This is a genomic window from Micromonospora sp. NPDC049151, from assembly GCF_040648395.1.
Taxonomy (GTDB): Bacteria; Actinomycetota; Actinomycetes; order Mycobacteriales; family Micromonosporaceae; genus Micromonospora.
The window spans coordinates 127,814-153,302 of record NZ_JBEZDP010000004.1; the positions used below are offsets into that span (position 1 = coordinate 127,814).

Below are 25,489 nucleotides of genomic sequence, written 5' to 3' on the forward strand. Positions count from 1 at the left end.
TGAAGGAAGCGGGAACCAGTGCTCACCGTCAACGCCTACGCGGCGACGTCCGCGACCGAACCGCTCGCCCCGACCACCATCGAGCGGCGCGATCTCGGACCGGACGACGTCCTCATCGACATCAAGTTCTCCGGCATCTGCCACTCCGACATCCACACCGCGCGCAGCGAGTGGGGGCCGACCCGCTACCCGATCGTGGTGGGTCACGAGATCGCGGGCGTGGTGCGGGAGGTCGGTTCCGCTGTCACGAAGTTCGCCGCCGGCGACCGGGTGGGCGTCGGCTGCCTCGTCGACTCCTGCCGGGAGTGCGACAACTGCCGCAAGGGCCTGGAGCAGTACTGCCTGAAGGGCAGCACCGGCACGTACGGCGGGGTGGGCCGGGACGGCAAGCCGACCCAGGGCGGCTACTCGCAGGCCATCGTGGTCACCGAGGACTTCGTGCTGCGCATCCCGGACGGCATCGAGCTGGACGCCGCCGCGCCGCTGCTCTGCGCCGGCATCACCACGTACTCGCCGTTGCGGCACTGGAACGCCGGGCCGGGCCGCCGGGTGGCGGTGATCGGCTTGGGCGGCCTCGGCCACATGGCGGTGAAGCTGGCGCACGCCATGGGCGCCGAGGTGACTGTGCTGTCGCAGTCGCTGAAGAAGCAGGAGGACGGGCTGCGGCTCGGCGCCGACCACTACTACGCCACGGCGGACGAGGACACGTTCACCGAGCTGGCAGGCTCGTTCGACCTGATCATCAACACGGTGAGCGCGACCCTCGACATGGACGCGTACCTGCGGCTGCTGGCTGTGGACGGGACGCTGGTCAACGTGGGCGCGCCCGAGGATCCGCTGTCGGTGCACGCGTTCTCGCTGATCCCGGCCCGCCGGTCGTTCGCCGGATCGAACATCGGCGGCATCGCGGAGACCCAGGAGATGCTCGACTTCTGCGCCGAGCACGGGCTGGGCGCAGAGATCGAGGTCATCCCGGCGGAGAAGATCAACGAGGCGTACGAGCGGGTGCTCGCCTCCGACGTGCGCTACCGCTTCGTCATCGACGCGTCCACGTTCTGACGACCGCGTGCGAAGGGGCCGCGTCCGTGCCGGGCGCGGCCCCTTCTCGCGTACGTCAGGACTTGCGCGCCCAGGTCCAGGCGTAGCCGTCGTCCTCGCAGTCGGCGGCCGCGTCGCAGAGGTCCAGCGGCCGGAACGTGTCCACCATGACGGCCAGCTCGTCGAAGAACTCCGCCCCGATCGACCGCTCGGCCGCGCCCGGCTGGGGGCCGTGGGTGAAGCCGGACGGGTGCAGCGAGATCGAGCCCTGCTCGATGCCGGAGCCGCGCCGGGCCTCGTAGTTGCCGCCGGTGTAGAACAGCATCTCGTCGGAGTCGACGTTGTGGTGGTTGTACGGCACCGGGATGGCGGCCGGGTGGTAGTCCACCTTGCGCGGCACGAACGAGCAGATCACGAAGTTCGGGCCCTGGAACGTCTGGTGGACCGGCGGCGGCTGGTGGATCCGCCCGGTGATCGGCTCGAAGTCGTGGATGGAGAACGCCCACGGGTACATGTGCCCGTCCCAGCCGACCACGTCGAACGGGTGGTTCGCATAGACATGACGCGTCCAGGCTGTGCCGCTGCCACCCGGTCCTGCGGCCCGAGACCGGTGCTTGACCAGCACCTCCACCTCCTCGCCGTCGACGAGCAGCGGGGTGTCCGGTCCTCGGACGTCGCGCTCGCAGTAGGGCGCGTGCTCCAGGAACTGCCCGCGTACGGAGAGGTAGCGCTTGGGCGGCCCGATGTGGCCGGCGGCCTCGACGGCGAGCAGCCGGGTCGGCTCGTCGCCGGTGGGCACCAGGCGGTGGATGGTCGAGGTGGGGATGACGACGTAGTCACCGGCGACCGCGTCCAGCACGCCGAACGGCGACTCGACCCGCATCGACCCGGCCTCCAGGTAGAGGCAGTGGTCGCCGGTGGCGTCGCGGAACAGCGGCGACGGGCGGTCGGCGAGCACGTACGCGATGCGTACGTCGTCGTTGGCGAGCAGGTACTGCCGGCCGAGCACCGGGTCCGCGCCGGTGCCGTCGAGCTTGTGTGTGCGCAGGTGGCGCGGCTTGAGCGGCAGGTTCGGCACGCGGGTGACTGTGGGCGGGGCGTACTCCTCGGCGGCGAGGATCGCGGTCGGGGCGTGCCGGTGGTAGAGCAGCGACGAGTCGGAGGAGAAGCCCTCCTGGCCGACCAGTTCCTCCGCGTAGAGCGTGCCGTCGGGCTGGCGGAACTGGGTGTGGCGCTTGCGCGGCACGTCGCCGACGCTGCGGTAGTACGGCATTTCGCCTCCCGATATGTCCCGTTCTCCGGCCGGTGGCGTCCGATAATCGGACGCTGTTGTCCGTTCCTCGTAGCGTCCCGTACATTCTTGTCTCGTGTCAACGCAGGTGCCCCGCCTCCTCTCCGGTCTGGTGGACGACGCCGCGGTCTTCCCGCCCGGCAACGCCCCGCTGCCCGACGCGGTGACCGCGCACCGCACCCACCGCACCGCCTGGTACGCGGACATGGTCGGTCCGCTGCTGCTGCCCGCCTCGGAGATCCAGCGCGGGTCGCTGCGCGGCCTGGTGGACCCCGCCGAGGGGCTGGTGATCGGGCTGGTCGGCGACACCGGCCTGGACCAGCTCCCGCAGGCGCTGGACGCGCTCGCGCCCGACGGGGTGGCCGCCCGGCAGATCGAGGCGCCGGTGGCCAAGCGCGGCGAGGACCCGCAACCGGGGTTGTCCGCGCTGATGACGCTCGCCGGCCGGCTCGACACCACCGCCGTGTACGCGGAGATCCCGCTCACCTTCGGGCTGATGGGCGCGCTCGACACGCTCGCCGAGGCGCGTGCCGGCGGGCTGCCGGTGGCCGCCAAGTTCCGCACCGGCGGGCTCGCCGCCGAGCTGTTCCCGACCCCGGTCGAGCTGGCCGCGGTGATCTGCGCCTGCCGGGACCGGAAGCTGCCGTTCAAGCTCACCGCCGGGCTGCACCACGCGATCCGGCACCGCGACCCGGAGACCGGCTTCAACCACCACGGTTTCGTGAACGTGCTGGGCGCGACGCTCGCCGCCGTCGGTGGCGCCGAGGTGGACGCCGTGGCCGAGCTGCTCGCCGCCACCGACCCGGTACGCGTGGTCGAGCCGGCCCGGGCGCACCGCGACGCCGAGCGCCCGCTCTGGGTCGGGTACGGCTCGTGCAGCATCTCCGACCCACTTACCGATCTGATCCGGCTGGGGCTGGTGAACGGAGGCTTTGAGGCATGAGCGAACGCACCGAGCGGAGCGAGGGCCGTGAGGGCATGCCCGGCAAGCACGGCATGAGCGAACGCACCGAGCGGAGCGAGGGCCGTGAGGGCATGCCCGGCATGCCCGGCAAGCACGGCATGAGCTGGGTTCCGGGTGTGGCGGGGTCGCCGTACGGGGTGACGAACCTGCCGTACGGCGTGTTCCGGCACGGCGAGGGCGAGCCGCGCGTCGGCGTCCGCATCGGTGACTTCGCGCTGGACCTGGCCGGCGCGGAGGCCGCCGGTCTGGTGCTGGCCGGCGGCGCGCTGGGCCGGCCGACGCTCAACGCCTTCATGGCGCTCGGCCGCCCGCAGTGGACGGCGGTCCGGCAGCGGGTCGTCGAGCTGCTCACCGAGCCGGAGCACCGGGCGGCCGTCGAGCCGTTGCTGGTGCCGCTGCGTGAGGTCGAGATGGCGCTGCCGTTCGAGGTGGCCGACTACGTCGACTTCTACTCCTCCGAGCACCACGCCTCGAACGTCGGGCAGATCTTCCGGCCCGGCCAGCCGCCGCTGCTGCCGAACTGGAAGCACGTGCCGATCGGCTACCACGGCCGGGCGGGCACGGTGGTGGTCTCCGGCACGCCGGTGATCCGCCCGACCGGGCAGCGGGCCAGCGTGCAGGGCCCGACCACCGGTGCCTCGGTCCGGCTGGACATCGAGGCCGAGGTGGGCTTCGTGGTGGGCGTGCCGAGCCGCCTCGGCGAGCGGGTGCCGGTGGCCGACTTCGACGACCACGTCTTCGGCGTGGTGCTCGTCAACGACTGGTCGGCCCGGGACATCCAGGCGTGGGAGTACCAGCCGCTCGGGCCGTTCCTCGGCAAGTCGTTCGCCACCTCCGTCTCGGCCTGGGTGACGCCGCTGGAGGCGCTGGCCGACGCGTTCGTGCCCGCGCCCGACCAGGACCCGCCGGTGCAGGACTACCTGCGCGACACCCCGCGCCTCGGGCTGGACCTGACGCTGTCGGTGCAGTGGAACGGCGAGCGGGTAGCCGAGCCGCCGTTCGCCGGCATGTACTGGACCCCGGCGCAGCAGCTCGCGCACCTCACCGTCAACGGCGCGTCGCTGCGTACCGGCGACCTCTACGCCTCCGGCACCGTCTCCGGCCCGGAGCGCGGTCAGGTCGGGTCGTTCCTGGAGCTGACCTGGGGCGGGTCCGAGCCGGTCAAGTTCGCCGACGGCAGCGAGCGGACGTTCCTGGAGGACGGCGACACGGTGACGATCACCGCCACCGCGCCCGGCCCGGACGGCACCACAGTCGCGTTGGGCGAGGTCACCGGGACGATCCTCCCGGCCCGCTGACATCCGGCCTGCCACGGCCCCGGTCGCACCAGATGTGCGACCGGGGCCGTTTCCTTCGCCGTTGATCGGTCCGGATCACGTACGCCCGGCCGGTGGTTCCCGGTCGAGCCGGGAGCCGCCCGCGGTGCCGGGCCGGGGCGTACCCGGGAAGCCGAGCAGGAAGGACCGAGCATGACCGATTTGACCGGTGCCGTCTGGCGCACCAGCAGCCGCTCGAACGATCAGGGCCTCTGCGTCGAGGTGGCGACGAACGTGGTCGCCGCGCACGGCGTGGTGGGCGTACGCGACTCGAAGGACCCGGACGGCCCGGCGCTGGCGGTGAGCCCACCGGGCTGGGCCGCGTTCGTCACCGCGCTGCGGGGCGGCTCGTTGCGCGGCTGACCGTCCGTGCCACACCCCGGTGCCCCGGATCGGGGCACCGGCGGTGGAAATGTCACAGCGAGGCTCCCCGTTTCCCGTCACGCCCCGTACCGTGTACGACACGGGAGGTGCCATGTCGACGGTGACGGTATCCGCATTCATCGAAGCGCAGCACGCCGACCTGTGGCGGCTGCTCACCGACCTCCCGGCCCGTGCCGACTGGCTCTCGGCGGTGGACGCGGTCGAGGTCCTCGGCGCCGGCGGGTTCGGACCGGGCACTGTGTGGCGGGAGACCCGCTTCCGGCCGGACGGCGGCACCGAGCCGGAGGAGTTCGAGGTGATCGAGTCGGTCGCCCCGAGCCGTCTGGTGCTCGGCTCGCGCGGTGCCGGCGCCGACTACCGGATCACGTGGACGCTGCGCACCGTCGAGCGGCGGCGGCGCGGCTGCACCGAGGTCACCGTCGAGCAGGAGGCGGTGCCGACCCGGGCGTACGGGCGGGTGCTGGCCCTGATCCTCGGCGGCCTGGCCGCCCGCGCGGTCGAGGGCGCGCTCCGGCGTGACCTGGCCGACCTGGCACTAGCGGCCGGTTCCGCCCGATCCACCGAGGCCGCCTGAGCCGACCCGGCCGCTCCCCGTACCCGGCCCGCACGCGGCCGGTAGGGTGCCGGGGCGGAGGTGACGGATGGCGAAGGCCGCGAAGCGGCGGGCCGTGGTGGCGCTGGTGGCGGTGCTCGCCGTCGCGGCGTCGGTCGCCGTGGTCGTCCGGGTGCTGGCACCCGCCGAGGTCGACACGCCGGCCCGCAAGCCCTACCCGGAGGCGCCCGCGCCGACCGCCGGGGTGCTCGCCCGGCTGCCGGTGGCGCCGCTGGTCGTGGACGGCCGCCTCCGCGTCTACGCGGGCACCCGTCAGGTGTACGCGGACCAGCCGGTCACCGGACGGCACCGGGTCACCCCGTTCTGGTCCTTCCGCCGCTGGCCGGCGAAGCTGGCCGGAGTGCTCGCCGAGCAGACCACAGTCGTCAGCCGCTGGTCCGACGGGAGGCTGGTGGCGCTGGACGCGCGTACCGGCCGGGTGGCCTGGCGGGCCGACGGCCCGCGGCCGGGGTCGGTGCCGGAGCCGCGACGCACCTTCGCCGCCACGGTCTGGGATCCGGCGGGTCTGCACGTGGCGCGCACCGCGGACGGGCGGACCGTGCTGGTGGCGGCCGGCCCGGGCGGGGTCGGCGGGTACGACCTGGCCGACGGCCGCCGGCTCTGGCACGTCGACGTGGGCCGGGGCTGCCGGTCCGACGTGGGTACGACAGCGAGCGGTGAGCTGGTCGGCGTGGACCGTTGCGACGGCCCGGCCGCCGTCGAGTTGCGGGACGCGGCGACCGGCGTGGTGCGGACCCGCTGGCGTCCGCCGGACGCGCCGGAACAACTCGCCGTGACGCCGGTGGGCTGCCGCGACGGGCACTCGGGTTGTCGCGGGCTGCGTACCGCCGGGCCGGACGGCGCGGGCAGCCGGGGCTGGCTGGTCACCGACCCGGGCGAACCGGCCGCCGCGCCCGGCCTGGACCACCCGGACACGGTGCTGGACGGCGAGCGGGCGGTGGACACGGCCGGCGGCGTGGTGGTCGGGCGTTCGGCGCGTACCGGCGAGGAGCTGTGGCGCCGGGCGGACATCCATCCGGCCCGGGTGCTCGCGACCGAGCCGGGACGGGTGCACCTGCTGACCGACCGGCGGGAACTGGTCACCGTCGACCCGCTCACCGGCACGACCCGGTCGAGCTTCGTGCTGGACCTGGGACGGGACGGGATCGGCTGGCGGCCGGGGCGGGCGTACGCGGTGGACGGCTACGTCGCGGTGGAGCGGCTGCGGGAGAGCGCCGCCGCGGAGGACGACGACCAGGGGTACTTCCTGATGGCCGAGCCGGTGCTGTTCGCGGTGACCTGACTCGGCGAGTCGAGCGTTACAAAACGGACAAAAGCCCCTAGGGTTCTCTTGTCTGATCGGTCTTCGGACGAAGACGCCCGGACCGGTCCGTAGGGGGTTGACGGACCGGCCCGGGCGCGCCCGGTCAGGCCAGCGCGGCCTCGGCGGCGGCCAGGAACGCGTCGTTCTCGGCCGGGGTGCCGATGGTGACCCGTACGCCGTCACCGGGGAACGGCCGGACGATCACGCCGCGCGCCTCGCACGCCCGGCCGAACTCCACCGCCCGCTCGCCCAGCGGCAGCCAGACGAAGTTGGCCTGGCTGTCCGGCACGTCCGGCACGAACTTGCGCAGCGCCTCGGTGACCCGGTCCCGCTCGGCCACGACCAGCGCGCAGCGCCGTTCCACCTCGTCGGCCTGTGCGAGCGCGGCGAGCGCGCCGGCCTGGGCCGCCATGCTGGTGGAGAACGGGGTGACCACCTTGCGCACGGCGGCGGCCACCTCGGGCGCCGCGACCAGCCAGCCGATCCGCAGGCCGGCCAGGCCCCACGCCTTGGACAGCGTGCGCAGCACCGCCACGTTCGGCCGGTCCAGGTAGGTCAGGCCGTCCGGCACCTCCGGGTCGGTGACGAACTCCCGGTACGCCTCGTCGATCACCACGAGCACGTCGTCCGGCACCGCGTCGAGGAAGCGGTCCAGCTCGGCGCGGCGCACCGCCGTACCGGTGGGGTTGTTCGGGTTGCAGACCAGCACCATCCGGGTCCGGTCGGTCACCGCCGCCGCCATCGCGGCCAGGTCGTGCCCGTGGCCGGCGTCGTTCGGCACCCGCACGCTTGTCGCGCCGCTGGTCGCCGCGATGATCGGGTACGCCTCGAAGGAGCGCCACGAGTAGAGCAGCTCGTCACCGGGCAGGCAGGTGGCGCGCACCAGGTGCTCGGCCAGCGCCACCGAACCGCAGCCGGTGGCGATCCGGTCCGCGTCCACGCCGTACCGCTCGGCGAGCGCCTGGCGCAGCGCCACCACGCCCATGTCCGGGTAGCGGTGCGAACCGGCCACCGCCTCGGCCACCGCCTCCACCACGCCCGGAAGCGGGCCGTACGGCACCTCGTTGCTGGCCAGCTTGATCGCCTCGGCCAGGCCCAGCTCGCGGGCCAGGTCGGCCGGGCTGCGGCCGGGCACGTAGTTGGGCAGCGCGTCCAGGTCGGCGCGGGTCAGCCGCAGCGCGGGCTGCTGGCGTCCGGTGTCGGTCATGGGGTGTCTCCCGGGGTGTCGGCGCTCTCGGGCGGGGTGGTACGGGGGTCACGCTTGCGGGGGAGCTGGACCACCACCGTCTGCGCCCGCTTGTCGTGCAGGGCCTGGCGCAGCGGATGGTCGAACAGTGGCGAGATCGCGTCGATGAGCTGGAGCAGCAGGCCCAGCCCGCAGCAGTACCAGAGCAGCGTCGGCAGGCCGAGCGTGCTCCAGCGCCGGGTGGCCCGGCCGAAGCCGAGCGGCTGGTCCGCCTCGACCGGCAGCGCGCGAATGCCCATCAGCCGCTTGCCGAAGGTCTGACCGCGCGCCGCCATCGACGGCACCTCGTACGCGTACCAGAGCGCGGTGGCGATCACCAGGATGGCGATCTGGAGACCGCCGGCCTGGTCGTCGATCTGGGGCAGCCCGTCGGTGGACGTGTCGCCGTTCAGCGCCCGGCGCACCGACTCGCGCAGGTACGGGGAGACGGCCTCGATGTAGCGCCAGACGAACCAGCCGTTCACCACGGCGTTGAGCAGGAACACGATGCCCAGGTCGATCAGGCGCGCGACCAGCCGGGCGCCGTAGGAGGCGAGCGGCAGCCCGTGCGGGCGCGGGATCGGCTGCGCGCCGGGCCAGTGCGGGTACGGCCAGCCCGGCGGCGGCCCCTGCGTGCCCGGTCCGGCCTGTCCCGGCTGCCCGGGCTGGCCCGGCCACGGGTTCACCTGGCCGGGCTGGCCCGGCTGACCCGGCCAGGGACCGGCCTGACCCGGCTGGCCGGGCCACGGGCTCGGTCCGCCCGGCGTGCCGGACGTCGGGGTCGCCTCGGGCCGGTCGCCGGGCCCGGAGGCCGGGCGCTCGGCGGCGGGCGTCGCGGCGGCCGGCGCGGGCTCGGGTTCCGCGGGCGGCGGACCCTCGGGCGGGGTGACGTCGACCGGAATCGGCGCGCCGATCCAGCCCTCGCCGTCCCACCACCTGCGGGTCTCCGTGTCGGCGGGGTCGACGTACCAGCCAGGTTCCAAACTCACGATGCCGTCCTTGTTCGCGACTGCGGGGCTCGCAGACCCGGCTCACTCCTCGCGCTCACTGGCCAACCTTAACGACGACCGTTCCGGCAAACTTGTCGTGTAGGCACTGCTGCCAGGGCTTGTCCCAGAGTTGCCACAAACCGTCGAGGTAGCTGAGGAACGGCACGAACATCCCACCGGCGAACTCGACGAGCCAGCGCTTGCCGAGCATGCCCCGGGTCAGTGGGGCGTCCGGCTGCATCGGCACGATCCGCAGCTTCATCACCTTCTTGCCGAGCGTCTGCCCGGTCCGGCGGGCGTACTCGACGTGGTAGACCCAGTAGAAGGCGAGCATCAGAAGCAGGATTCCGAACTCGGCGGCGAGCAGCGGCAGCAACACGTCCGTCCAGATGTCGGCCGGGTCCGGGCCGTTCGGGCCGGCCTGCTCGATCTGGTCGACCATCCAGAAGATGAGCAGGAGGAAGACCGGCATGAACAACACCAGCGTCACCGCCATGGCGACGGCGACGTCGATCAGGTAGGCCAGCAGCCGGTCGCCGAAGCCCGCCAGCGGCTGCCCGTTCGGCGCCACCGGAGGCGGGGCGGGCGCCGGGGCGTACCCGGGGGGCGGGTAGCCGGGCGGGCCGGCGTACCCCGGAGGAACGTGTTGTGCGGGCACCGCCGGTCCGCCGGGCGGCGCGAAGCCGCCGCCCGCGAATGGATGTCCGGCGGGCGGCGGCGTCGGGTTCGGAGGAGGCTGGGTCACGCGGACAGTGTTACAGGTTCCCGCGCTTCTCCTGCTCGCGCTCGATGGCCTCGAACAGGGCCTTGAAGTTGCCCTTGCCGAAACCGAGCGAGCCGTGCCGCTCGATCAGCTCGAAGAAGACGGTGGGGCGGTCCTGCACCGGCTTGGTGAAGATCTGGAGCAGGTAGCCGTCCTCGTCCCGGTCGACCAGGATCTTGCGGGACTGCAGCTCCTCGATCGGCACCCGGACGTTGCCGATACGGGCGCGCAGCTCCGGGTCCTCGTAGTACGAATCCGGCGTGTCCAGGAACTCGACACCCGCCGCGCGCATGGCGTCCACGCTGGCCAGGATGTCGTTGGTGGCCACCGCGATGTGCTGGGCGCCGGGCCCCTGGTAGAACTCCAGGTACTCGTCGATCTGCGACTTCTTGCGGGCCACGGCCGGCTCGTTGAGCGGGAACTTCACCTTGCGGGTGCCGTTGGCGACCACCTTGCTCATCAGCGCCGAGTAGTCGGTGGCGATGTCGTCGCCGATGAACTCCGCCATGTTCGAGAAGCCCATGACGCGCTTGTAGAACTCGACCCACTCGTCCATCCGGCCCAGCTCCACGTTGCCGACCACGTGGTCGACCGCCTGGAAGAACCGCTTCGGCTGGAGCCCGGCGTCGATCATCGGCTGCCGGTCCACGATCGGGCCGCGAGCGACGAAGCCGGGCAGGAACGGGCCGGTGTAGCGGGACCTGTCGACCAGGCTGTGCCGGGTGTCGCCGTACGCGGCGATGGAGGCCATCCGCACGGTGCCGTGCTCGTCGCTGACGTCGTGCGGCTCGACCACGCCGGTCGCGCCCTGCGCCAACGCGTGCGCGTACGCGGCGTCCACGTCCGGCACCTCCAGCGCGATGTCGCAGACGCCGTCGCTGTGCTTCGCCACGTGGTCGGCGCCGTCGGCGTCCGGGCGTACCGCGCCGGTCAGCACGAAGCGGGCCGAACCGCTGGTCAGCACGTACTGCGCGTGGTCCCGGTAGCCCTGCTCCGGACCCCGGTACGCCACGCAGGTCATGCCGAACGCGGTGGAGTAGTAGTGCGCCGCCTGCTTGGCGTTGCCCACCAGGAAGTGGACGTGGTCCATGCCCTTGACCGGGAACGGGTCGCGGGTGATGTCGTGGTCGACCGCGCCGACGAGAGCGTCGACGTCGACCTCCTCGGTCGACTGGGGTCGGTCGATCGCCTGGGTCATGGTGGCCTCCCTCGCGTACCGGCCGGCCTCGGGGGCCGCCGTGGATGTGCTCTTCCGGCGAGGATCTACGGGTCACGGTGAGTTGGGCAACAGTTAGCGTTATTCCTGGTCAGGTTGTGCATTCGGTACCGTCGGGCACCATGAACACTGGTCAGGATGTACAGCTCGACGACCTGGACGCGCGCTTGATCGAACTGCTGGCGGAGGAGCCGCGGATCGGTGTGCTGGAGTGCTCCCGCCGACTCGGCGTGGCCCGGGGCACGGTCCAGGCCCGGCTCGACAAGCTCGTCGGCCGGGGCGTGGTGACCGGGTTCGGGCCGGACATCACGCCCGCCGCCATCGGCTTCGGGGTGACCAGCTTCGTCACCCTGGAGATCAGCCAGCGGCACGGCCACGACCAGGTCACCGCGCACCTGGCCGCCATCCCCGAGGTGCTGGAGGCGCACACCATCACCGGCTCCAGCGACATGCTCTGCCGGATCGTCGCCCGGTCGAACGCCGACCTCCAGCGGGTCATCGACCAGATCGTCGCCTCGGAGGGCATCCGGCGCGCGTCCACGATCATCGCGCTGGCCGAGCAGATCCCGTACCGCACGTTGCCGCTCGTCCGCTCCGCCGCCCGCGGGTAAGGAAGGGCCCCCTGTTAACGCATTCGGAGGTGGAAGGGCCCCCTATTAACACCTCACCCACCCAAGAAGCGCCGCGACACGCGCCGCACGCGGCCCGGGGGACAGGTGATCGTCGCTACCGTGTGCGGTGTGAAGGGCCTAGGCGTACGCGGCTGGTTGCTGCTCGGGCTCGTCACCGTGGTCGTCCTCGCCGCGACAGGCGTCTGGAACCCCTTCCCGGCACTGTGGGACTGGGTCGACCGCAGCAAGCCGATCTCCGAGCCGGATGTGGCCTGGCAGCAACGCGTCGGCGGCACGCCGCGCAGCGTCACCATCGCCGGCGACACCGTGATCGTGGAGCAGCGCACCCGCATCGAGGCGCGCAACCTCGCCGACGGCAGCCGGCTGTGGGAACGCAAGGCCGACTGGTCGGCGGTCGCGGGCGGCGACCGGGACCCGGTCGTCGCCGTGGGCCGGCTGCTCGACAAGGGGTACGAGGTGCTCGACCCGGTCAGCGGCGTGACCCGCCGCCGCGACGACCGCGCGATCGCCGTCTGGACGTACCGGAACCTGCTGCTGGACGCGTACTGCGTGCAGCCCACCGACTGCACGCTGCGTGCCTGGGAGCCGCGTGGCACCGCCCCGCTGTGGAGCGCGTTCCTGCCCGGCGTGCACAGCGGCGTGCTCGCCGACAACCCGGAACTGCTCGGTACCCGGCGACTGGGCGCCAACCGGATCGACGGCGGGGTGGCCGGGCCGGAGTCCGTCCCACCGCTGCTCGGTTTCCCGGTCGACGGGCGGGTGCACGTGGTGGACACCGCCACCGGCCGGGTGTTGCAGAACGTCCAGCCCGGCCGGGAGGAGCGGCTCGCCGTGGTCGGCGGCCGGCTGCTCCGGATCGCCGCCACCTCCCGGGACGGGGGTTGCTACTACGCGGTCACCGCTGTGGACCCGGCCAACGGTCAGCAGGTGTGGCGGCGTACCGGGCTCAACCTGCGCACCGCCGACTACGCCGGCTGCGTGCAGCGGGAGGATCCGCAGGGCGGGCGCAACGTACTCATCGGGGTGGCCCCGGACGGGCGCGAGGCGGTGCTCGACGGGTACGACGGACGCCTGCTCCAGGTCGGCGCGGACGGCGAGAAGCTGCTCGCCGTGGACGACCGCTACGCCGTGGTGCGCAGCGCCGACAAGGGCTCGCTGCTGGGCCGGGAGCTGTCCGCCGACCGGACCCGCTGGACCCGGCCGGCAGGCGGCAAGAGCGGCGCGGCACTCACCCCGTACGCGGCGGTGATCACCGAGGAGAAGCCGTCCCGGCTGATCGCTGTCGAGCCGCGCGGGGGCCGGGTGCTGGTCGAGCTGCGCACGTCGGCGAACGCGCTGGCGGTCGGCCCGAACGGCATGATCATCGGCGAGGGACGGGAGATCGGGTACGTCCGCTGGGGCGCCGGTACGGCAGCGGTGCCGGGACCGGAGCGGGACGGCGCACCGGTCGCGCCGGACCCGGACGGCAGCTGGCGCCCGCCGGCCGGCCAGGGCAGTTGCGGGCCGAAACGGGAACTCTGCGCCGACGGCGGGTGACTGCCTGTGAGAGCGTCGTCCCACCACCCACCTGCGGGTGCCACCGATCGACGCCTCTGCCCTAGGCTTTTCGGTCATGAGCAGTGCCGCCGCATTCTCGTACGCACCCCTGCTGCCGACCGGCCCCGACGAGACCGAATACCGCCTGGTCACCGACGAGGGCGTGGACGTCGTCAACGGCCCGGGAGGCCGCCGGTTCCTGACCGTGGATCCGGGCGCGCTGACCGCGCTCACGGCGGAGGCGATGCACGACATCGCCCACTTCCTGCGCCCGGCGCACCTGGCCCAGCTCCGGTCGATCATCGACGATCCGGCGGCCTCGCCGAACGACCGCTTCGTCGCGCTCGACCTGCTGCGCAACGCGAACATCGCGGCCGGTGGCGTGCTGCCGATGTGCCAGGACACCGGCACCGCGATCGTGATGGGCAAGCGCGGCCGGCACGTGCTCACCGACGGCACCGACGCGGAGGCGATCTCGCGCGGCGTCTACCAGGCGTACACCCGGCTCAACCTGCGTTACTCGCAGCTCGCCCCGCTGACCATGTGGGACGAGCGGAACACCGGCAGCAACCTGCCCGCCCAGGTCGAGCTGTACGCCGAGGACCCGGACGGCCACCCCGACGCGTACAAGTTCCTGTTCATGGCCAAGGGCGGCGGCTCGGCCAACAAGTCCTACCTCTACCAGGAGACCAAGGCGCTGCTGAACCCGACGCGGATGATGCAGTTCCTGGAGGAGAAGCTGCGGCTCATCGGCACCGCCGCCTGCCCGCCCTACCACCTGGCCATCGTCATCGGCGGCACCTCCGCCGAGTACGCGCTGAAGACCGCGAAGTACGCCTCCGCGAAATACCTGGACGCGCTGCCCACTCAGGGCTCGATGAGCGCGCACGGCTTCCGTGACCTGGAGCTGGAGGCCGAGGTGCTGGAGCTGACCCGCAACTTCGGCATCGGCGCGCAGTTCGGCGGGCGCTACTTCTGCCACGACGTACGGGTGGTGCGGCTGCCCCGGCACGGCGCCTCCTGCCCGGTCGCGATCGCGGTGTCCTGCTCGGCCGACAGGCAGGCGGTGGCGAAGATCACCCCGTCGGGCGTCTGGCTGGAGCGGCTGGAGACCGACCCGGCGCGCTACCTGCCCGACGTGACCGACGAGACGCTGGAGACCGAGGAGGTCGTCCGCGTCGACCTGAACCGGCCGATGGACGAGATCCGGGCCGAACTGTCGAAGTACCCGGTGAAGACCCGGCTGTCCCTGACCGGCCCGCTCGTCGTGGCCCGGGACATCGCGCACGCGAAGATCGCCGAGCGGCTGGACGCGGGCGAGCCGATGCCGCAATACCTGCGTGACCACGCGGTCTACTACGCCGGCCCGGCGAAGACCCCCGAGGGCTACGCCTCCGGCTCGTTCGGTCCCACCACCGCGGGCCGGATGGACGCGTACGTGGAGAAGTTCCAGGCGGCCGGCGGCTCGATGGTGATGCTCGCGAAGGGCAACCGGTCCGCCCAGGTCACCCGCTCCTGCCAGGCCCACGGCGGGTTCTATCTCGGCTCGATCGGCGGCCCGGCCGCCCGCCTCGCGCAGGACTGCATCAAGCACGTCGAGGTGCTGGAGTACGCCGAGCTGGGCATGGAGGCGGTCTGGAAGATCGAGGTGGAGGACTTCCCCGCCTTCATCGTCGTCGACGACAAGGGCAACGACTTCTTCGCCGAGGTCACCAAGCCGGTGCTCACCGTCGGGCGGCGCTGAGTCCGGACATACGCCGAGGGGCGCCCGGGAGAGATCCCGAGCGCCCCTCGGCGTGTTCGTCGTGCATCGACATCGGTGCGCCTGCCCGGCCGCGTGGCCGGACAGGCGCACCGCCCCCGTCGGATGCCGTAACCGACAACCCGCGGCAAGTCTGGGTGAGGCCGCTGCCGAACCGCTATCGAATCGCTATCGCCTGCTCGGAGCACCCGGTGATCATCGGGCTACTCTGCTGAATGTTGCTCGTGACGGGTGGGAGCGCGGATGCGGTTCGGAATCCTGGGGCCCCTGCGGGTCGGTGGCGGTGAGGCCACAGTCACCGCGGGACGGGATCGGACCGTGCTCGCCGTCTTGTTGTTGCGCCCGGGACGAGTGGTACCGGTCGAGGACCTGGTCGACGCCGTCTGGGACGAGCGCCCACCGGCCACCGCGCGTACCCAGCTCCAGAGCTGCGTGTCGCGCCTGCGGCAGCGGTTCGTGCGGCTCGGACTGCCGGCCGGGACCATCGTCACCGATCCGGCCGGCTACACCATCCGGGTCGAGGCGGGGGACCTCGACGCCGAGGTGTTCGCGAGCACTGTGGAGACGGCCCGCCGGAATGCCGCCGCCGGCCGGCTGACCGAGGCCCGCCAGCACTACCGGGCCGCGCTGGCGCTGTGGCGTGGCCCGGCGCTGGCCGGCGTCCCCGCCCGCAGTGTGCGGCAGCGGGCCCGGGCGCTGGACGAGCAGCGGCTTGGCGTGCTGGAGGACTGCGTCGACATCGAGCTGCGGCTGCGCATGGCCGCCGATCTGATCGACGAGCTGACCGAGGCGGTCGAGCGCAACCCGCTGCGGGAGCGCCTGCGCGGGCAGTCGATGCTGGCTCTCTCGGCGGTCGGCCGCCACGCGGACGCGCTCGCCGTCTACCGGGAGGGGCGGCGGATCTACGCCGAGGAGCTGGGCATCGAACCCGGCGCGGCGTTGCAGGAGCTGCACCAGCGGATCCTCGCCGGTGACGTGGCGCTGGGCGGGCCGGAGAACCGGCCCACCGCCCCGGTGCGGGCGCTGCCCCGCACGATCAGCGACTTCACCGGGCGGCAGCAGACAGTGTCCAGGTTGGTGCGGGAGATCGTCGAGGACGGAATCCGGGTCCAGCTCATCGACGGCATGGCCGGTAGCGGCAAGACCACACTCGCGGTACAGGTGGCGACCGCTGTCGCCGACCGGTTCCCCGACGCGCAGCTCTTCGTCGACCTGCACGGACACAGCGAACAGAGCCCGCTCGCCACGACCGCGGCGGTGGCCACCCTGCTCCGGCAACTCGGCGTGCCGCCCGAGCGGGTTCCCGCCGACCTGGCGGACCGGCTGGCGGTGTGGCGGTCCGAACTGGCCGGCCGGCGGGCGGTGGTGGTGCTCGACAACGCCGCCGACGCGGACCAGGTGGCGCCGTTGCTGCCGAACGGCCCGGACTGCCTGGTGCTGATCACCAGCCGCCGCCGACTGGTCGGCCTGGACTCGGGCCGGCCGTCGTCGCTGCCGGTACTCGACAGCGATGAAGCGGTCGAGCTGCTGGCCCGGGTGGCCGGCACGGAGCGGATCGCCGCCGAGCCCGAGGCGGCGGCGGAGGTGGCCCGGCGCTGCGGTCACCTTCCGCTCGCCCTGCGGCTGGCCGGGGCCCGGCTCGCGCACCGGCCGCGCTGGCGGGTGGCGGACCTGGCGCAGCGGCTGGCCGGCGCGTCCGATCCGCTGGCCGAGCTGGCCGCGGGGGAGCGCTCGGTCGCCCGCGCCTTCGCGCTGTCGTACGAGCAGGTGTCAGCGGTCGCGCAGCGGGTCTTCCGGCTGCTCGGGCTGCACCCCGGCGTCACCGCCGACAACCGGGTGGCGGCGGTGCTCACGGAGCTGTCGGTGCCGGATGCTCAGGATGCCCTCGACGAACTCGTCGACGCGCACCTCGTCGACGAGGCGGAGCCGGGCCGCTACCGGCTGCACGATCTGATCCGGGAGTACGCGCGCATGCTCGTCGCGCAACGCGAGACCGTCGAGGAGCGAAGGGCGGTGACGGCACGGCTCCTCGACTTTCACCTGCACGTCGCCGCGGCGTTGGGGAAGGCGATCGATTCGGTCGGGTGCCCGTCACTGCCCGAGCCGGTGCGATCCGACCTGGTGGACGGCACCGTCGCCCTCGGCCGTCCGTGGCTGGAGGAGAATCGGCCGGCGATGACGGCCCTGGTCCGGCTGGCCGAGCAGGAGGGTTTCCTCCAGCAGAGCTGGCAGCTCGCCCGGGTGGGCTGGTCGATAAACTTCTACGGCGGTCACCTCGACGATCTGGTGGAGACGCACCAGATCGGTCTGCGTGCCGCGGAGCGCCTGGGCGACGACGAAGCAGTGGCCACGATGCTCAACTATCTGGCTTCGGCGGACTACCGCCGGGCGAGGTTCGCAGAGGCCATCCGGCGGATGGAGGCGGCGGTCGGCATCTACCGGCGGCTCGGCCGCCGGGACGACCTGGTCAAGGCGCTCGGCAACCTCGGCACCGCGTACGGGGTCGACGGACAGCCCCAGCGGGCCATCAAGGTGTTCGAGTCGCTGCTGGTGCCCGCTCGCCGGATGCCGGACCCGACCTCGTTCTTGAGCTGGTTGAACAACCTGGCGTTCACGCTTATCGAGATCGGCCGCTACGACGAGGCGGTGCGGATGTGCCGCGATCAGATGGCCGTGGCCCGGCAGGCCGGCGATCTGCGGCAGGTCGGTAACGCCATCGGCCACCTCGGGATGGCGCGGCACCGAAGGGGCGAGCGCGGCCCCGCGCTTCGGCTCCTGGGTGCCGGTGCAAGGCTCAAGCGCCAGGTGGGCAACCGCTACGGCGAGGGTGAGCTGCTCAACGAGCTGGGCACGATGGAGCGCGAGGAAGGCCGGCCGGAACTGGCCGCCGAGCTGCACTGGGAAGCGCTCGTGGCCATGACCGACGCCGGGGATCTGGTCGGGCAGTGTGCCACCCGGAACCTGCTGGCCCGGGCGATCCTCGATCAGGGCGACGTCGCCAGCGCGCTGGACCTGCACCGACGGGTGCTCTCTGATGCCGCTCGGCTCGGCGCTCGCTACGAGCAGGCTCGTGCGCTCGACGGCATGGCCCGCTGCCTGAGGCACACCGACGCCGAGCGGGCTCGCCGGTACGCCGGGCGGGCGCTGGCGCTGTTCCGCCAGGTCGAGTCGCCGGACCAGCGGGAGGCGGAGAGGCTGCTGGCCGAGCTCGGCTGAGGGCCGCGCCACTTTCCCTGCACACCGGCCAGTGGCGCGGCAGGATGGTACGCGTGACGACTCCAGAGGCGACCGGCTACCGGATCGAACGCGACTCGATGGGCGAGGTGGAGGTGCCCGCCGACGCGCTGTGGCGGGCGCAGACCCAGCGCGCGGTGCAGAACTTCCCGATCTCCGGGCGCGGGCTGGAACCGGCCCAGATCAAGGCCCTGGCGCAGATCAAGGGGGCGGCGGCCCTGGTCAACGGTGAGCTGGGCGTGATCGACGCGGACGTGGCGCAGGCGATCGCCACCGCCGCCGCGCACGTGGCCGAGGGCGGCTACGACGACCAGTTCCCGGTGGACGTCTTCCAGACCGGGTCCGGCACCTCGTCCAACATGAACACGAACGAGGTGATCGCCACGCTGGCGAGCCGCGAGCTGGGCCGGGACGTGCACCCGAACGACCACGTCAACGCGTCGCAGTCCAGCAACGACGTGTTCCCCACCTCGATCCACCTGGCCGCCACCCAGTTCGTGGTGGAGGATCTGATCCCCTCGCTGAAGCAGCTCGCGGGCGCGCTGGAGGAGAAGGCGGCCGAGTTCGAGACGGTGGTCAAGGCCGGGCGTACCCACCTGATGGACGCCACGCCGGTCACGCTCGGGCAGGAGTTCGGCGGTTACGCCGCGCAGGTGCGTTACGGCGTGGAGCGGCTGGAGTCGGCGCTGCCCCGGCTGGCCGAGCTGCCGCTGGGCGGCACCGCCGTCGGCACCGGCATCAACACGCCGCTGGGCTTCGCCGACCGGGTGATCGGCAAGCTGCGGGAGTCGACAGGGCTGCCGCTGACCGAGGCGCGCAACCACTTCGAGGCGCAGGGCGCCCGGGACGCGCTGGTGGAGACGTCCGGCCAGCTCCGTACCATCGCGGTCGGCCTCTACAAGATCGCCAACGACGTGCGCTGGATGGGCTCCGGCCCGCGCGCCGGGCTGCGCGAGCTGCGCATCCCGGACCTCCAGCCGGGATCGTCGATCATGCCGGGCAAGGTGAACCCGGTGGTCGCCGAGGCGATGCGGCAGGTCTGCGCCCAGGTGGTCGGCAACGACGCGGCGGTGGCGTTCGCCGGGTCGCAGGGCGACTTCGAGCTGAACGTGATGCTCCCGGTGATGGGCCGCAACCTGCTTGAGTCGATCAAGCTGATCGCCGCGTCCAGCCGGCTGTTCGCGGAGCGGCTGGTGGCCGGCCTGGTCGCGGACGCCGAGGTCTGCCTGGCGTACGCGGAGGGCTCGCCGTCGATCGTCACCCCGCTCAACCGCCATCTCGGGTACGACGAGGCCGCCTCGATCGCCAAGGAGGCGCTGGCCAAGCAGGTGTCCATCCGCGAGGTGGTGATCTCCCGGGGGCACGTCGACTCGGGCAAGCTCACCGAGACCCAGTTGGACGAGGCACTGGACCTGCTGCGGATGACCCACCCCTGAGCCGGTACCGGTAATTGCCTCGACCGGCCACAGTGAGCGCGGCATGATCCGACCGTGCGTGACGACGGCGACGTGTTGCTGGAGACCGCGCGGCTGACGCTGCGCCGGTTCACGATGGACGACGTGGACCGGCTGGTGGCGCTGGACGCCGACCCGGAGGTCATGCGCTTCCTGACCGGTGGCGCGCCGACGCCGGCCGGGACGTTCCGGGACGAGGTGCTGCCCCGGGTGCTCGCCGGGTACGACCGGCATCCCGGGCTCGGCCGCTGGGCGGCGCTGGACCGGTTCAGCGGCGAGTTCCTCGGCTGGTTCGCGCTCGACCCGTCCGAGGACGGCACCGAGGCGGAGCTGGGCTACCGGCTGCGCCGCGCGGCGTGGGGACACGGGCTTGCGACCGAGGGCGCGCGGGCGCTGGTGCGGCACGCGTTCGACACGGTGGGCGTCCGCCGGGTGTGGGCCGAGACGATGACGATCAACGACCGCTCCCGCGCGGTGATGGCCCGCGCCGGGCTGCGCTACGTCCGCACCTTCCACCTGACCTTCGACGACCCGATTCCGGGTACGGAGCACGGCGAGGTGGAGTACGAGCTGCGCCGCGACGACTGGCCCGCGACGCGTCAGGAGTGGGACGCGGCGGCCTTGCGGGCCCGGTAGGCGCTCACCGCGGCCCGGTTGCCGCAGCCGGCGTCGCAGAACCGGCGGGACCGGTTCCGGGACAGGTCGACGAGCACGTTGTCACAGTCGGGGTGGTCGCAGTGCCGCAGCCGGCTCAGTTCGCCCGCCCGGACCAGGTCGGCCATCGCCATCGCGGCCTCGACGGCCATCCGGGTCGCCAGCGGCGCGTCCCGTGGCACGGCGTGCAGGTGGTACGGCTCGTCGTCGTGCCGGACGAGTTGCGGCAGCGCCTGCGACTCGCGCAGCAGCCCGTTGACGATCGCCACCACCTCGTCGGTGTCGGCGTACCAGATGCGGCGCAGCCGGGGCCGCAGCGCGCGGACCTGGCGCAGTTCGGCGTCGGTGTGCTCGTGCCGGCCGCTCCACCCGTGGGTGGTGAAGAAGGCGTCCAGGGCGGCCACGTCGGGCAGCCCTTCCCGGTCGCCGTCGGCGGTGTTCACCAGTGCCGCGGCGCTGACCAGCGCACATTCGGTGTCATGAGCGAAAAGCAACTTGACTCCTGTCGGAGGCTACGCCTAGCGTCATCAGCATAACCTCCATTCACTCATGACCAGGAGTTGCCGATGCGTGAACGGTCCAGCGTCGGGCTCGGCCTGGCACTGCTCTCCGCGATCACCTTCGCCACCTCGGGCACCTTCGCCCGCCCACTGATCACCGGGGAGTGGTCGGCGGTAGCTGTGGTGATCGCCCGGGTCGGCATCGCCGCGCTGGTGCTCGCCGTCCCCGCCGTGCTGGCGCTGCGCGGCAGGTGGGAGGTGCTGCGCCGCAACGCGTTCAGCGTGGTGCTGTTCGGGTTGCTCGGCGTGGCCACGGCGCAGGCGTGCTTCTTCAACGCGGTCCGCTACCTCCCGGTCGGTGTGGCGCTCCTGCTGGAATACCTCGGCATCGTGCTCGTGGTCGGATGGATGTGGCTGGCCCACGGGCAGCGACCCCGGCTGCTGACAGTGGCCGGCTCCGTCACCGCCCTGTGTGGACTGGTGCTCGTCCTCGACCTCACCGGTGCCGGGCGACTCGACCCGGTGGGCGTGCTCTGGGGGCTCGGTGCGGGCGTCGGGCTGGCCGGATACTTCGTCATCGCCGGCCGGACCGACGCGCGTCTGCCCTCGGTGGTGATGGCCAGCGGTGGCATGGCGGTCGGCGCGCTGGCGTTGCTCCTGCTCGGCGGCATCGGCGCGCTGCCGCTCACCGCCGGCACCGCCGACGTCACCTTCGGCGGGCACCGGGTGAGCTGGCTGGTGCCGGTCGCCGGGCTGTCGCTCATCGCCGCGGTGGTCGCGTACCTCGCCGGTGTCGCCAGCACCCGGCTGCTCGGAGCGCGGCTGTCCTCCTTCGTGGGGCTGACCGAGGTGATGTTCGCGGTGCTGATCGCCTGGCTGGTGCTCGACGAACTGCCCGGCCTGATCCAGCTGGCCGGCGGCGTGCTCATCCTCGGCGGCGTCGCCCTGGTCCGGGCAGGCGAACTGCGGGGCGCGCCACAACCGGTGCCGACGCCGGCGGCAGCCGAACCGGTGCCGGCCGGTGACCGGTGAGCGGGCCACACGGCGCCGTCGTCTTCGACGCCGACGAGACCCTCGTCGACCTGCGCCCGGCGGTCACCGGCGCGCTCGTCGCCGTACTCGAGGAGATGCGGCGGCGGACCCCGGCGGCGGCCGCCGTGGCGCTCGCGGACCTGGAGGAGGACTGGGGTGCGGTCTTCGGCGCGCTCAGCGCCGCCCCGGTGCAGGAGATCCGGCGGGCCGCGCTGGTCCGTTCGCTGGCCCGGGCCGGGCTGGAGGCGGACCTGGACGAGTTCGCGGCGTTGTTCTTCGCCCGCCGGTACGCGCTGAGCCGCCCCTTCCCGGACGTGCTGCCCGCGCTGGCGGCGTTGCGCCCGCACCACGTGCTGGGCTTCGCCACGAACGGCAACAGCCGTGCCGAACGCTGCGGCCTCGACGGGCAGTTCGCGTTCGAGCTGTACGCGCACGAGGGCGGTCTGCCCAAGAAGCCCGCCGCTGAGTTCTTCGGCGCGGTGGTGGCGGCGTCCGGGCTGCCGGCGTCCCGGATCGTCCACGTCGGTGACTCGCCGGAGCACGACGTGGTGGCCGCGCAGCGGGCCGGGCTGCGTGCGATCTGGCTCAACCGGGCCGGACTGCCCCGTCCACGGGGCCTCGAACCCGACGCCGAGGTGGCCACGCTCGCCGACCTGTCCGAGGTGCTTATCGCCTTGACGAACGCGAATGCCTAGTTGCCGCCGATAACGGACGTCGATCTGGCGGAACGCGCTCCCGTGATGTGGGATGACACCACGTCCCTCAACGAGAGGATCTGATGTGGTGAGCAAGCGCTTCACCGTCGGCGCGGTCGCGGCTGCGGCCTCGCTGGCACTCACGGTGACCGGCCTGAGCATTCCGGCGAGCGCCGCGCCGTCGGACACCCGGACCTTCACCGTGCTGGCCGAGAGCGGCGTCTCCACCGACGCCGCGATCGCCGCGATCGCCGCCGCCGGTGGCAAGGTCGTCGCCCGCACCGACGACGTCGGCCTCTTCCAGGTCACCAGCGACCGGGCGGACTTCGCCAGCCGGGCCAACGCGGCCGGCGCGCTGGTCGGCGCCGCCGAGGAGAAGGCGATCGGCCGCAAGCCGAAGCTGGACCGGGTCGAGCAGGAGCACCTGCTGGCCGCCGCGGCGACGAAGGGCAAGGTCGCCAAGGGCAAGAACAAGAAGATGGACCCGCTCGACGACAAGCTCTGGGGTCTGGACATGATCCGGGCCGACAAGGCCCGCAAGATCGAGCCGGGCGACCGCCGGGTCACCGTCGGGATCCTGGACACCGGCGTCGACGCCAGCCAGCCCGACCTGGCACCGAACTTCAACTGGGCGCTGTCGCGCAACTTCGCCCCGGACATCCCCGAGGTCGACGGGCCGTGCGAGGTGGCGAGCTGCCTCGACCCGGTCGGCACCGACGACGGCGGGCACGGCACGCACGTGGCCGGCACCATCGGCGCCGCAGCCAACGGCTTCGGCCTGTCCGGCGTGGCCCCGAACGTCTCCCTGGTGGAGCTGAAGGGCGGCCAGGACAGCGGGTACTTCTTCCTCAACCCGGTGGTGAACGCCCTGGTGCACGCGGGCCGCTCCGGGCTGGACGTGGTGAACATGTCCTTCTACGTCGACCCGTGGCTCTACAACTGCACCGCCAACCCGGCCGACTCGCCGGAGGCGCAGGCCGAGCAGCGCACCGTCATCGAGGCGATGAAGCGGGCGCTGAACTTCGCGCACCGCAAGGGCGTCACGCTGGTCGGCTCGCTCGGCAACAACCACGAGGACCTGGGCGCGCCGCGTACCGACGTGAGCAGCCCGGACTACGGCGCCGACCCGTACCCGCGCCCGATCGACAACGCGACCTGCTGGGACCTGCCGGTCGAGGGCCCGCACGTGATCGGCGTGTCGGCGGTCGGCCCGTCCGGCAAGAAGTCTGACTACTCGAACTACGGCACCGAGCAGATCTCGGTGGCGGCGCCGGGTGGCTGGTTCCGGGACGGCTTCGGCACCGACACGTACCGCACCGACGCCAACATGATCCTCTCCACGTACCCGAAGAAGGTGCTCCAGGAGGAGGGGTCGGTCGACGAGAACGGCAACATCGTCGCCGGCTTCGAGGAATCGGTGTTCAAGCAGTGCACCGCCAAGGGTGAGTGTGGCTACTACACCTACCTGCAGGGCACCTCGATGGCGTCCCCGCACGTCTCGGGTGTGGCCGCGCTGATCGTCAGCAAGCACGGCAAGAAGGAGGGCCGCAACGGCTACGGCATGGCGCCGAACCTGGTCGAGCAGCACCTCTACCGGACGGCGGCGGAGCACGCCTGCCCGGAGCCGCGGCTGCAGAGCTACACCAACGAGGGCCGGGACGCCGAGTTCGACGCGTACTGCGCGGGCTCGCTGAACTTCAACGGCTTCTACGGCTACGGCATCGTCGACGCCTACGCCGCGGTGAAGACCCCGGTCAAGCCGAACGTCCGACCGTAACGACCGTTTCCCCGAAGTGGCGGTGTCCGGAGTTCCCGGACGCCGCCACTTCGGCGTTCCGGCTTCCTTCCGGACGGCGGGCGTCACGGCCGCCATCCCCGGGCCACCAGTGCGGCGCGGATCTCCCGGACCAGGGCGGGGAACTCCTTGCGCAGGCGGCGGCCGGTCACGTGCAACACCAGCCAGCCGGCTTCGACAAGCTGGTTGAGCCGCCTCCGGTCGAGGTGCGTGCGGTCCGCGTCGGCGCGCCACTGACCGTCGTACTCGACGGCGACCCGGAACCCCGGCCAGGCCAGATCGGAGTGCAGGATCAGGCCGGTCGACACGCGCACCGGATGCTGGGCCACCGGGCGCGGCAGGCCGGCGAGGACAAGGCGTACCCGCAGGTGGGACTCGGGCGGTGACTGGGCCAGCCCGTCGGTCAGGCCGAACACCCACGCCGCCCGCCGCCCACCGGGGCGACAGGCGTTCCGGGCCGCCTCGCCCGCCAGTGCCGAGCGGCTGACCGAACCGGTACGCAACAGCCCGTCGATGATGCCGACCGCCTTCACCGGATCGGCCCAGACCGCTGTCTCCCAGGCACAGGCGACCGGCTCGGTACGCGGCGGCGGGCCGGCCAGGATCATCACCGCGCCGGGGGACGACTCTGCGAAGGGGTTCGATGCGGCGGGCGACCCCGTGCCGACGGATGGGCTCGTTCGCGCGGGTGCCGCGCCGCCGACCGGGACCAGGAGGCCGCTGCGTGTGCTCGACATCGGGGCGTGGTGCACCCGGACACCCGGCTGGGAGTCGGCCCGGACCGTGGCCGGCAGCAGGACGTGCACGTCGTCGGTGAGGCCGGCGGCGTGCTCGACCCCGTGCAGGTAGGCCGCCGAAGGGCCGGCGACCACCGCGCCCGGCGGCATGCGCATCAGCGCGGCGCGGCAGGCCAGCGCGTGGTCGCGGTCGAGCCGCGCGTCGGCGTACACGTCCTGCCGGAGCCGGATCCAGGACGCGCCCCGCAGGTGGTGCCGGGACAGCAGCCCGCGCCGGATCGCTTCCGAGCCCCGGAAGACCTGCCAGGCCAGCTCCGGCGGTCGATGAGGTTGAGGTGGCATGGGACGAGCGTGGC

Annotated in this window: 22 protein-coding genes; 15 read left to right on the top strand and 7 right to left on the bottom strand. The window is 72.6% G+C overall.

Annotation, left to right across the window (positions count from 1 at the left end; genetic code table 11):
- The first annotated feature begins 18 nt into the window (after positions 1-18).
- Entirely contained in the window at positions 19-1,059 is a 1,041-nt protein-coding gene (locus tag AB0B20_RS07080; RefSeq protein WP_357468894.1) for an NAD(P)-dependent alcohol dehydrogenase, read from the top strand.
- Positions 1,060-1,114: 55 nt separating this feature from the next.
- Here AB0B20_RS07080 and AB0B20_RS07085 read toward each other — a convergent pair whose 3' ends face one another.
- On the bottom strand, positions 1,115-2,311 hold the full coding sequence (locus AB0B20_RS07085; protein WP_357385542.1) for a homogentisate 1,2-dioxygenase domain-containing protein: 1,197 nt from the start codon (positions 2,309-2,311) through the stop codon (positions 1,115-1,117).
- Positions 2,312-2,405: 94 nt separating this feature from the next.
- Between AB0B20_RS07085 and AB0B20_RS07090 the strand changes: the two genes are divergently transcribed.
- The 5 genes from AB0B20_RS07090 (at position 2,406) to AB0B20_RS07110 (ending at position 6,888) form a co-directional block, all read left to right on the top strand.
- Entirely contained in the window at positions 2,406-3,272 is an 867-nt protein-coding gene (locus AB0B20_RS07090; protein WP_357385544.1) for a hypothetical protein, read from the top strand.
- A gap of 119 nt (positions 3,273-3,391) precedes the next feature.
- Entirely contained in the window at positions 3,392-4,591 is a 1,200-nt protein-coding gene (gene fahA / locus AB0B20_RS07095; protein WP_357469070.1) for a fumarylacetoacetase, read from the top strand.
- Positions 4,592-4,762: 171 nt separating this feature from the next.
- Positions 4,763-4,972: a DUF397 domain-containing protein gene (locus AB0B20_RS07100; protein ID WP_357468897.1), complete on the top strand. Its 210-nt coding sequence runs from the start codon at positions 4,763-4,765 to the stop codon at positions 4,970-4,972.
- A gap of 112 nt (positions 4,973-5,084) precedes the next feature.
- A complete protein-coding gene (locus tag AB0B20_RS07105; RefSeq protein ID WP_357468900.1) occupies positions 5,085-5,567 on the top strand; it encodes an SRPBCC family protein in 483 nt (160 codons plus the stop codon).
- Positions 5,568-5,634: 67 nt separating this feature from the next.
- Positions 5,635-6,888 carry a PQQ-binding-like beta-propeller repeat protein gene (locus tag AB0B20_RS07110; RefSeq protein WP_357385549.1) on the top strand — a complete coding sequence of 418 codons (1,254 nt, stop codon included), beginning with the start codon at positions 5,635-5,637 and terminating at the stop codon, positions 6,886-6,888.
- Between the two features lie 124 nt (positions 6,889-7,012).
- Here AB0B20_RS07110 and hisC read toward each other — a convergent pair whose 3' ends face one another.
- Genes hisC through hppD form a run of 4 tightly spaced genes read right to left on the bottom strand, consistent with a single transcriptional unit; the run spans position 7,013 to position 11,084 of the window.
- Positions 7,013-8,116, bottom strand: a complete 1,104-nt coding sequence (gene hisC / locus AB0B20_RS07115; RefSeq protein WP_357385551.1) for a histidinol-phosphate transaminase — start codon at positions 8,114-8,116, stop codon at positions 7,013-7,015.
- Positions 8,113-9,123, bottom strand: a complete 1,011-nt coding sequence (locus AB0B20_RS07120) for an RDD family protein (protein WP_357385553.1) — start codon at positions 9,121-9,123, stop codon at positions 8,113-8,115. The genes hisC and AB0B20_RS07120 overlap by 4 nt, the downstream gene beginning before the upstream one ends.
- 55 nt (positions 9,124-9,178) lie before the next feature.
- Positions 9,179-9,868: an RDD family protein gene (locus AB0B20_RS07125; RefSeq protein WP_357385555.1), complete on the bottom strand. Its 690-nt coding sequence runs from the start codon at positions 9,866-9,868 to the stop codon at positions 9,179-9,181.
- A gap of 10 nt (positions 9,869-9,878) precedes the next feature.
- Positions 9,879-11,084 carry a 4-hydroxyphenylpyruvate dioxygenase gene (gene hppD, locus AB0B20_RS07130; protein WP_357385557.1) on the bottom strand — a complete coding sequence of 402 codons (1,206 nt, stop codon included), beginning with the start codon at positions 11,082-11,084 and terminating at the stop codon, positions 9,879-9,881.
- A gap of 140 nt (positions 11,085-11,224) precedes the next feature.
- On the opposite strand from hppD, the gene AB0B20_RS07135 reads away from it, so the two are divergent.
- The 6 genes from AB0B20_RS07135 to AB0B20_RS07160 all read left to right on the top strand — a co-directional run bounded on the left by AB0B20_RS07135 (position 11,225) and on the right by AB0B20_RS07160 (position 20,356).
- Positions 11,225-11,713 (top strand): Lrp/AsnC family transcriptional regulator, encoded by a 489-nt coding sequence (locus tag AB0B20_RS07135; RefSeq protein WP_357385558.1) that lies wholly within the window; start codon positions 11,225-11,227, stop codon positions 11,711-11,713.
- A 120-nt stretch (positions 11,714-11,833) separates the two neighbouring features.
- Positions 11,834-13,270 carry a PQQ-binding-like beta-propeller repeat protein gene (locus AB0B20_RS07140; RefSeq protein ID WP_357468903.1) on the top strand — a complete coding sequence of 479 codons (1,437 nt, stop codon included), beginning with the start codon at positions 11,834-11,836 and terminating at the stop codon, positions 13,268-13,270.
- 76 nt (positions 13,271-13,346) lie between these two features.
- Complete coding sequence (locus AB0B20_RS07145; protein ID WP_357385562.1) at positions 13,347-15,014, top strand: fumarate hydratase; 1,668 nt, start codon at positions 13,347-13,349, stop codon at positions 15,012-15,014.
- Between the two features lie 261 nt (positions 15,015-15,275).
- A complete protein-coding gene (locus tag AB0B20_RS07150) occupies positions 15,276-18,248 on the top strand; it encodes a BTAD domain-containing putative transcriptional regulator (RefSeq protein ID WP_357385564.1) in 2,973 nt (990 codons plus the stop codon).
- A gap of 44 nt (positions 18,249-18,292) precedes the next feature.
- Complete coding sequence (locus AB0B20_RS07155; RefSeq protein WP_357385566.1) at positions 18,293-19,702, top strand: class II fumarate hydratase; 1,410 nt, start codon at positions 18,293-18,295, stop codon at positions 19,700-19,702.
- A 54-nt stretch (positions 19,703-19,756) separates the two neighbouring features.
- Positions 19,757-20,356, top strand: coding sequence for a GNAT family N-acetyltransferase (locus AB0B20_RS07160; protein ID WP_357385568.1), 600 nt, complete (start codon positions 19,757-19,759; stop codon positions 20,354-20,356).
- Here the strand turns inward: AB0B20_RS07160 and AB0B20_RS07165 are convergent.
- Positions 20,320-20,868, bottom strand: a complete 549-nt coding sequence (locus tag AB0B20_RS07165; protein WP_357385570.1) for a CGNR zinc finger domain-containing protein — start codon at positions 20,866-20,868, stop codon at positions 20,320-20,322. The genes AB0B20_RS07160 and AB0B20_RS07165 overlap by 37 nt on opposite strands.
- Positions 20,869-20,940: 72 nt before the next feature.
- Between AB0B20_RS07165 and AB0B20_RS07170 the strand changes: the two genes are divergently transcribed.
- The 3 genes from AB0B20_RS07170 to AB0B20_RS07180 all read left to right on the top strand — a co-directional run bounded on the left by AB0B20_RS07170 (position 20,941) and on the right by AB0B20_RS07180 (position 24,378).
- Positions 20,941-21,906, top strand: a complete 966-nt coding sequence (locus AB0B20_RS07170) for a DMT family transporter (protein WP_357468907.1) — start codon at positions 20,941-20,943, stop codon at positions 21,904-21,906.
- Positions 21,903-22,601 carry an HAD family hydrolase gene (locus tag AB0B20_RS07175; RefSeq protein ID WP_357468910.1) on the top strand — a complete coding sequence of 233 codons (699 nt, stop codon included), beginning with the start codon at positions 21,903-21,905 and terminating at the stop codon, positions 22,599-22,601. The genes AB0B20_RS07170 and AB0B20_RS07175 overlap by 4 nt, the downstream gene beginning before the upstream one ends.
- 88 nt (positions 22,602-22,689) lie before the next feature.
- Positions 22,690-24,378 (top strand): S8 family serine peptidase, encoded by a 1,689-nt coding sequence (locus AB0B20_RS07180; RefSeq protein WP_357385576.1) that lies wholly within the window; start codon positions 22,690-22,692, stop codon positions 24,376-24,378.
- An 83-nt stretch (positions 24,379-24,461) separates the two neighbouring features.
- Here AB0B20_RS07180 and AB0B20_RS07185 read toward each other — a convergent pair whose 3' ends face one another.
- The gene (locus tag AB0B20_RS07185; protein WP_357385578.1) at positions 24,462-25,475 is read right to left on the bottom strand and encodes a hypothetical protein; all 1,014 of its coding nucleotides are present in this window, start codon (positions 25,473-25,475) and stop codon (positions 24,462-24,464) included.
- Between the last annotated feature and the right edge of the window lie 14 nt (positions 25,476-25,489).

Excerpts from the sequence above, each read along its gene's own strand:
- AB0B20_RS07085 (WP_357385542.1), bottom strand. The coding sequence starts at position 2,311 with ATGCCGTACTACCGCAGCGTCGGCGACGTGCCGCGCAAGCGCCACACC.
- fahA (WP_357469070.1), top strand. The coding sequence starts at position 3,392 with ATGAGCTGGGTTCCGGGTGTGGCGGGGTCGCCGTACGGGGTGACGAAC.
- AB0B20_RS07100 (WP_357468897.1), top strand. The coding sequence starts at position 4,763 with ATGACCGATTTGACCGGTGCCGTCTGGCGCACCAGCAGCCGCTCGAAC.
- AB0B20_RS07105 (WP_357468900.1), top strand. The coding sequence starts at position 5,085 with ATGTCGACGGTGACGGTATCCGCATTCATCGAAGCGCAGCACGCCGAC.
- AB0B20_RS07110 (WP_357385549.1), top strand. The coding sequence starts at position 5,635 with ATGGCGAAGGCCGCGAAGCGGCGGGCCGTGGTGGCGCTGGTGGCGGTG.
- hisC (WP_357385551.1), bottom strand. The coding sequence starts at position 8,116 with ATGACCGACACCGGACGCCAGCAGCCCGCGCTGCGGCTGACCCGCGCC.
- hppD (WP_357385557.1), bottom strand. The coding sequence starts at position 11,084 with ATGACCCAGGCGATCGACCGACCCCAGTCGACCGAGGAGGTCGACGTC.
- AB0B20_RS07135 (WP_357385558.1), top strand. The coding sequence starts at position 11,225 with ATGAACACTGGTCAGGATGTACAGCTCGACGACCTGGACGCGCGCTTG.
- AB0B20_RS07145 (WP_357385562.1), top strand. The coding sequence starts at position 13,347 with ATGAGCAGTGCCGCCGCATTCTCGTACGCACCCCTGCTGCCGACCGGC.
- AB0B20_RS07150 (WP_357385564.1), top strand. The coding sequence starts at position 15,276 with ATGCGGTTCGGAATCCTGGGGCCCCTGCGGGTCGGTGGCGGTGAGGCC.
- AB0B20_RS07155 (WP_357385566.1), top strand. The coding sequence starts at position 18,293 with ATGGTACGCGTGACGACTCCAGAGGCGACCGGCTACCGGATCGAACGC.
- AB0B20_RS07170 (WP_357468907.1), top strand. The coding sequence starts at position 20,941 with ATGCGTGAACGGTCCAGCGTCGGGCTCGGCCTGGCACTGCTCTCCGCG.
- AB0B20_RS07185 (WP_357385578.1), bottom strand. The coding sequence starts at position 25,475 with ATGCCACCTCAACCTCATCGACCGCCGGAGCTGGCCTGGCAGGTCTTC.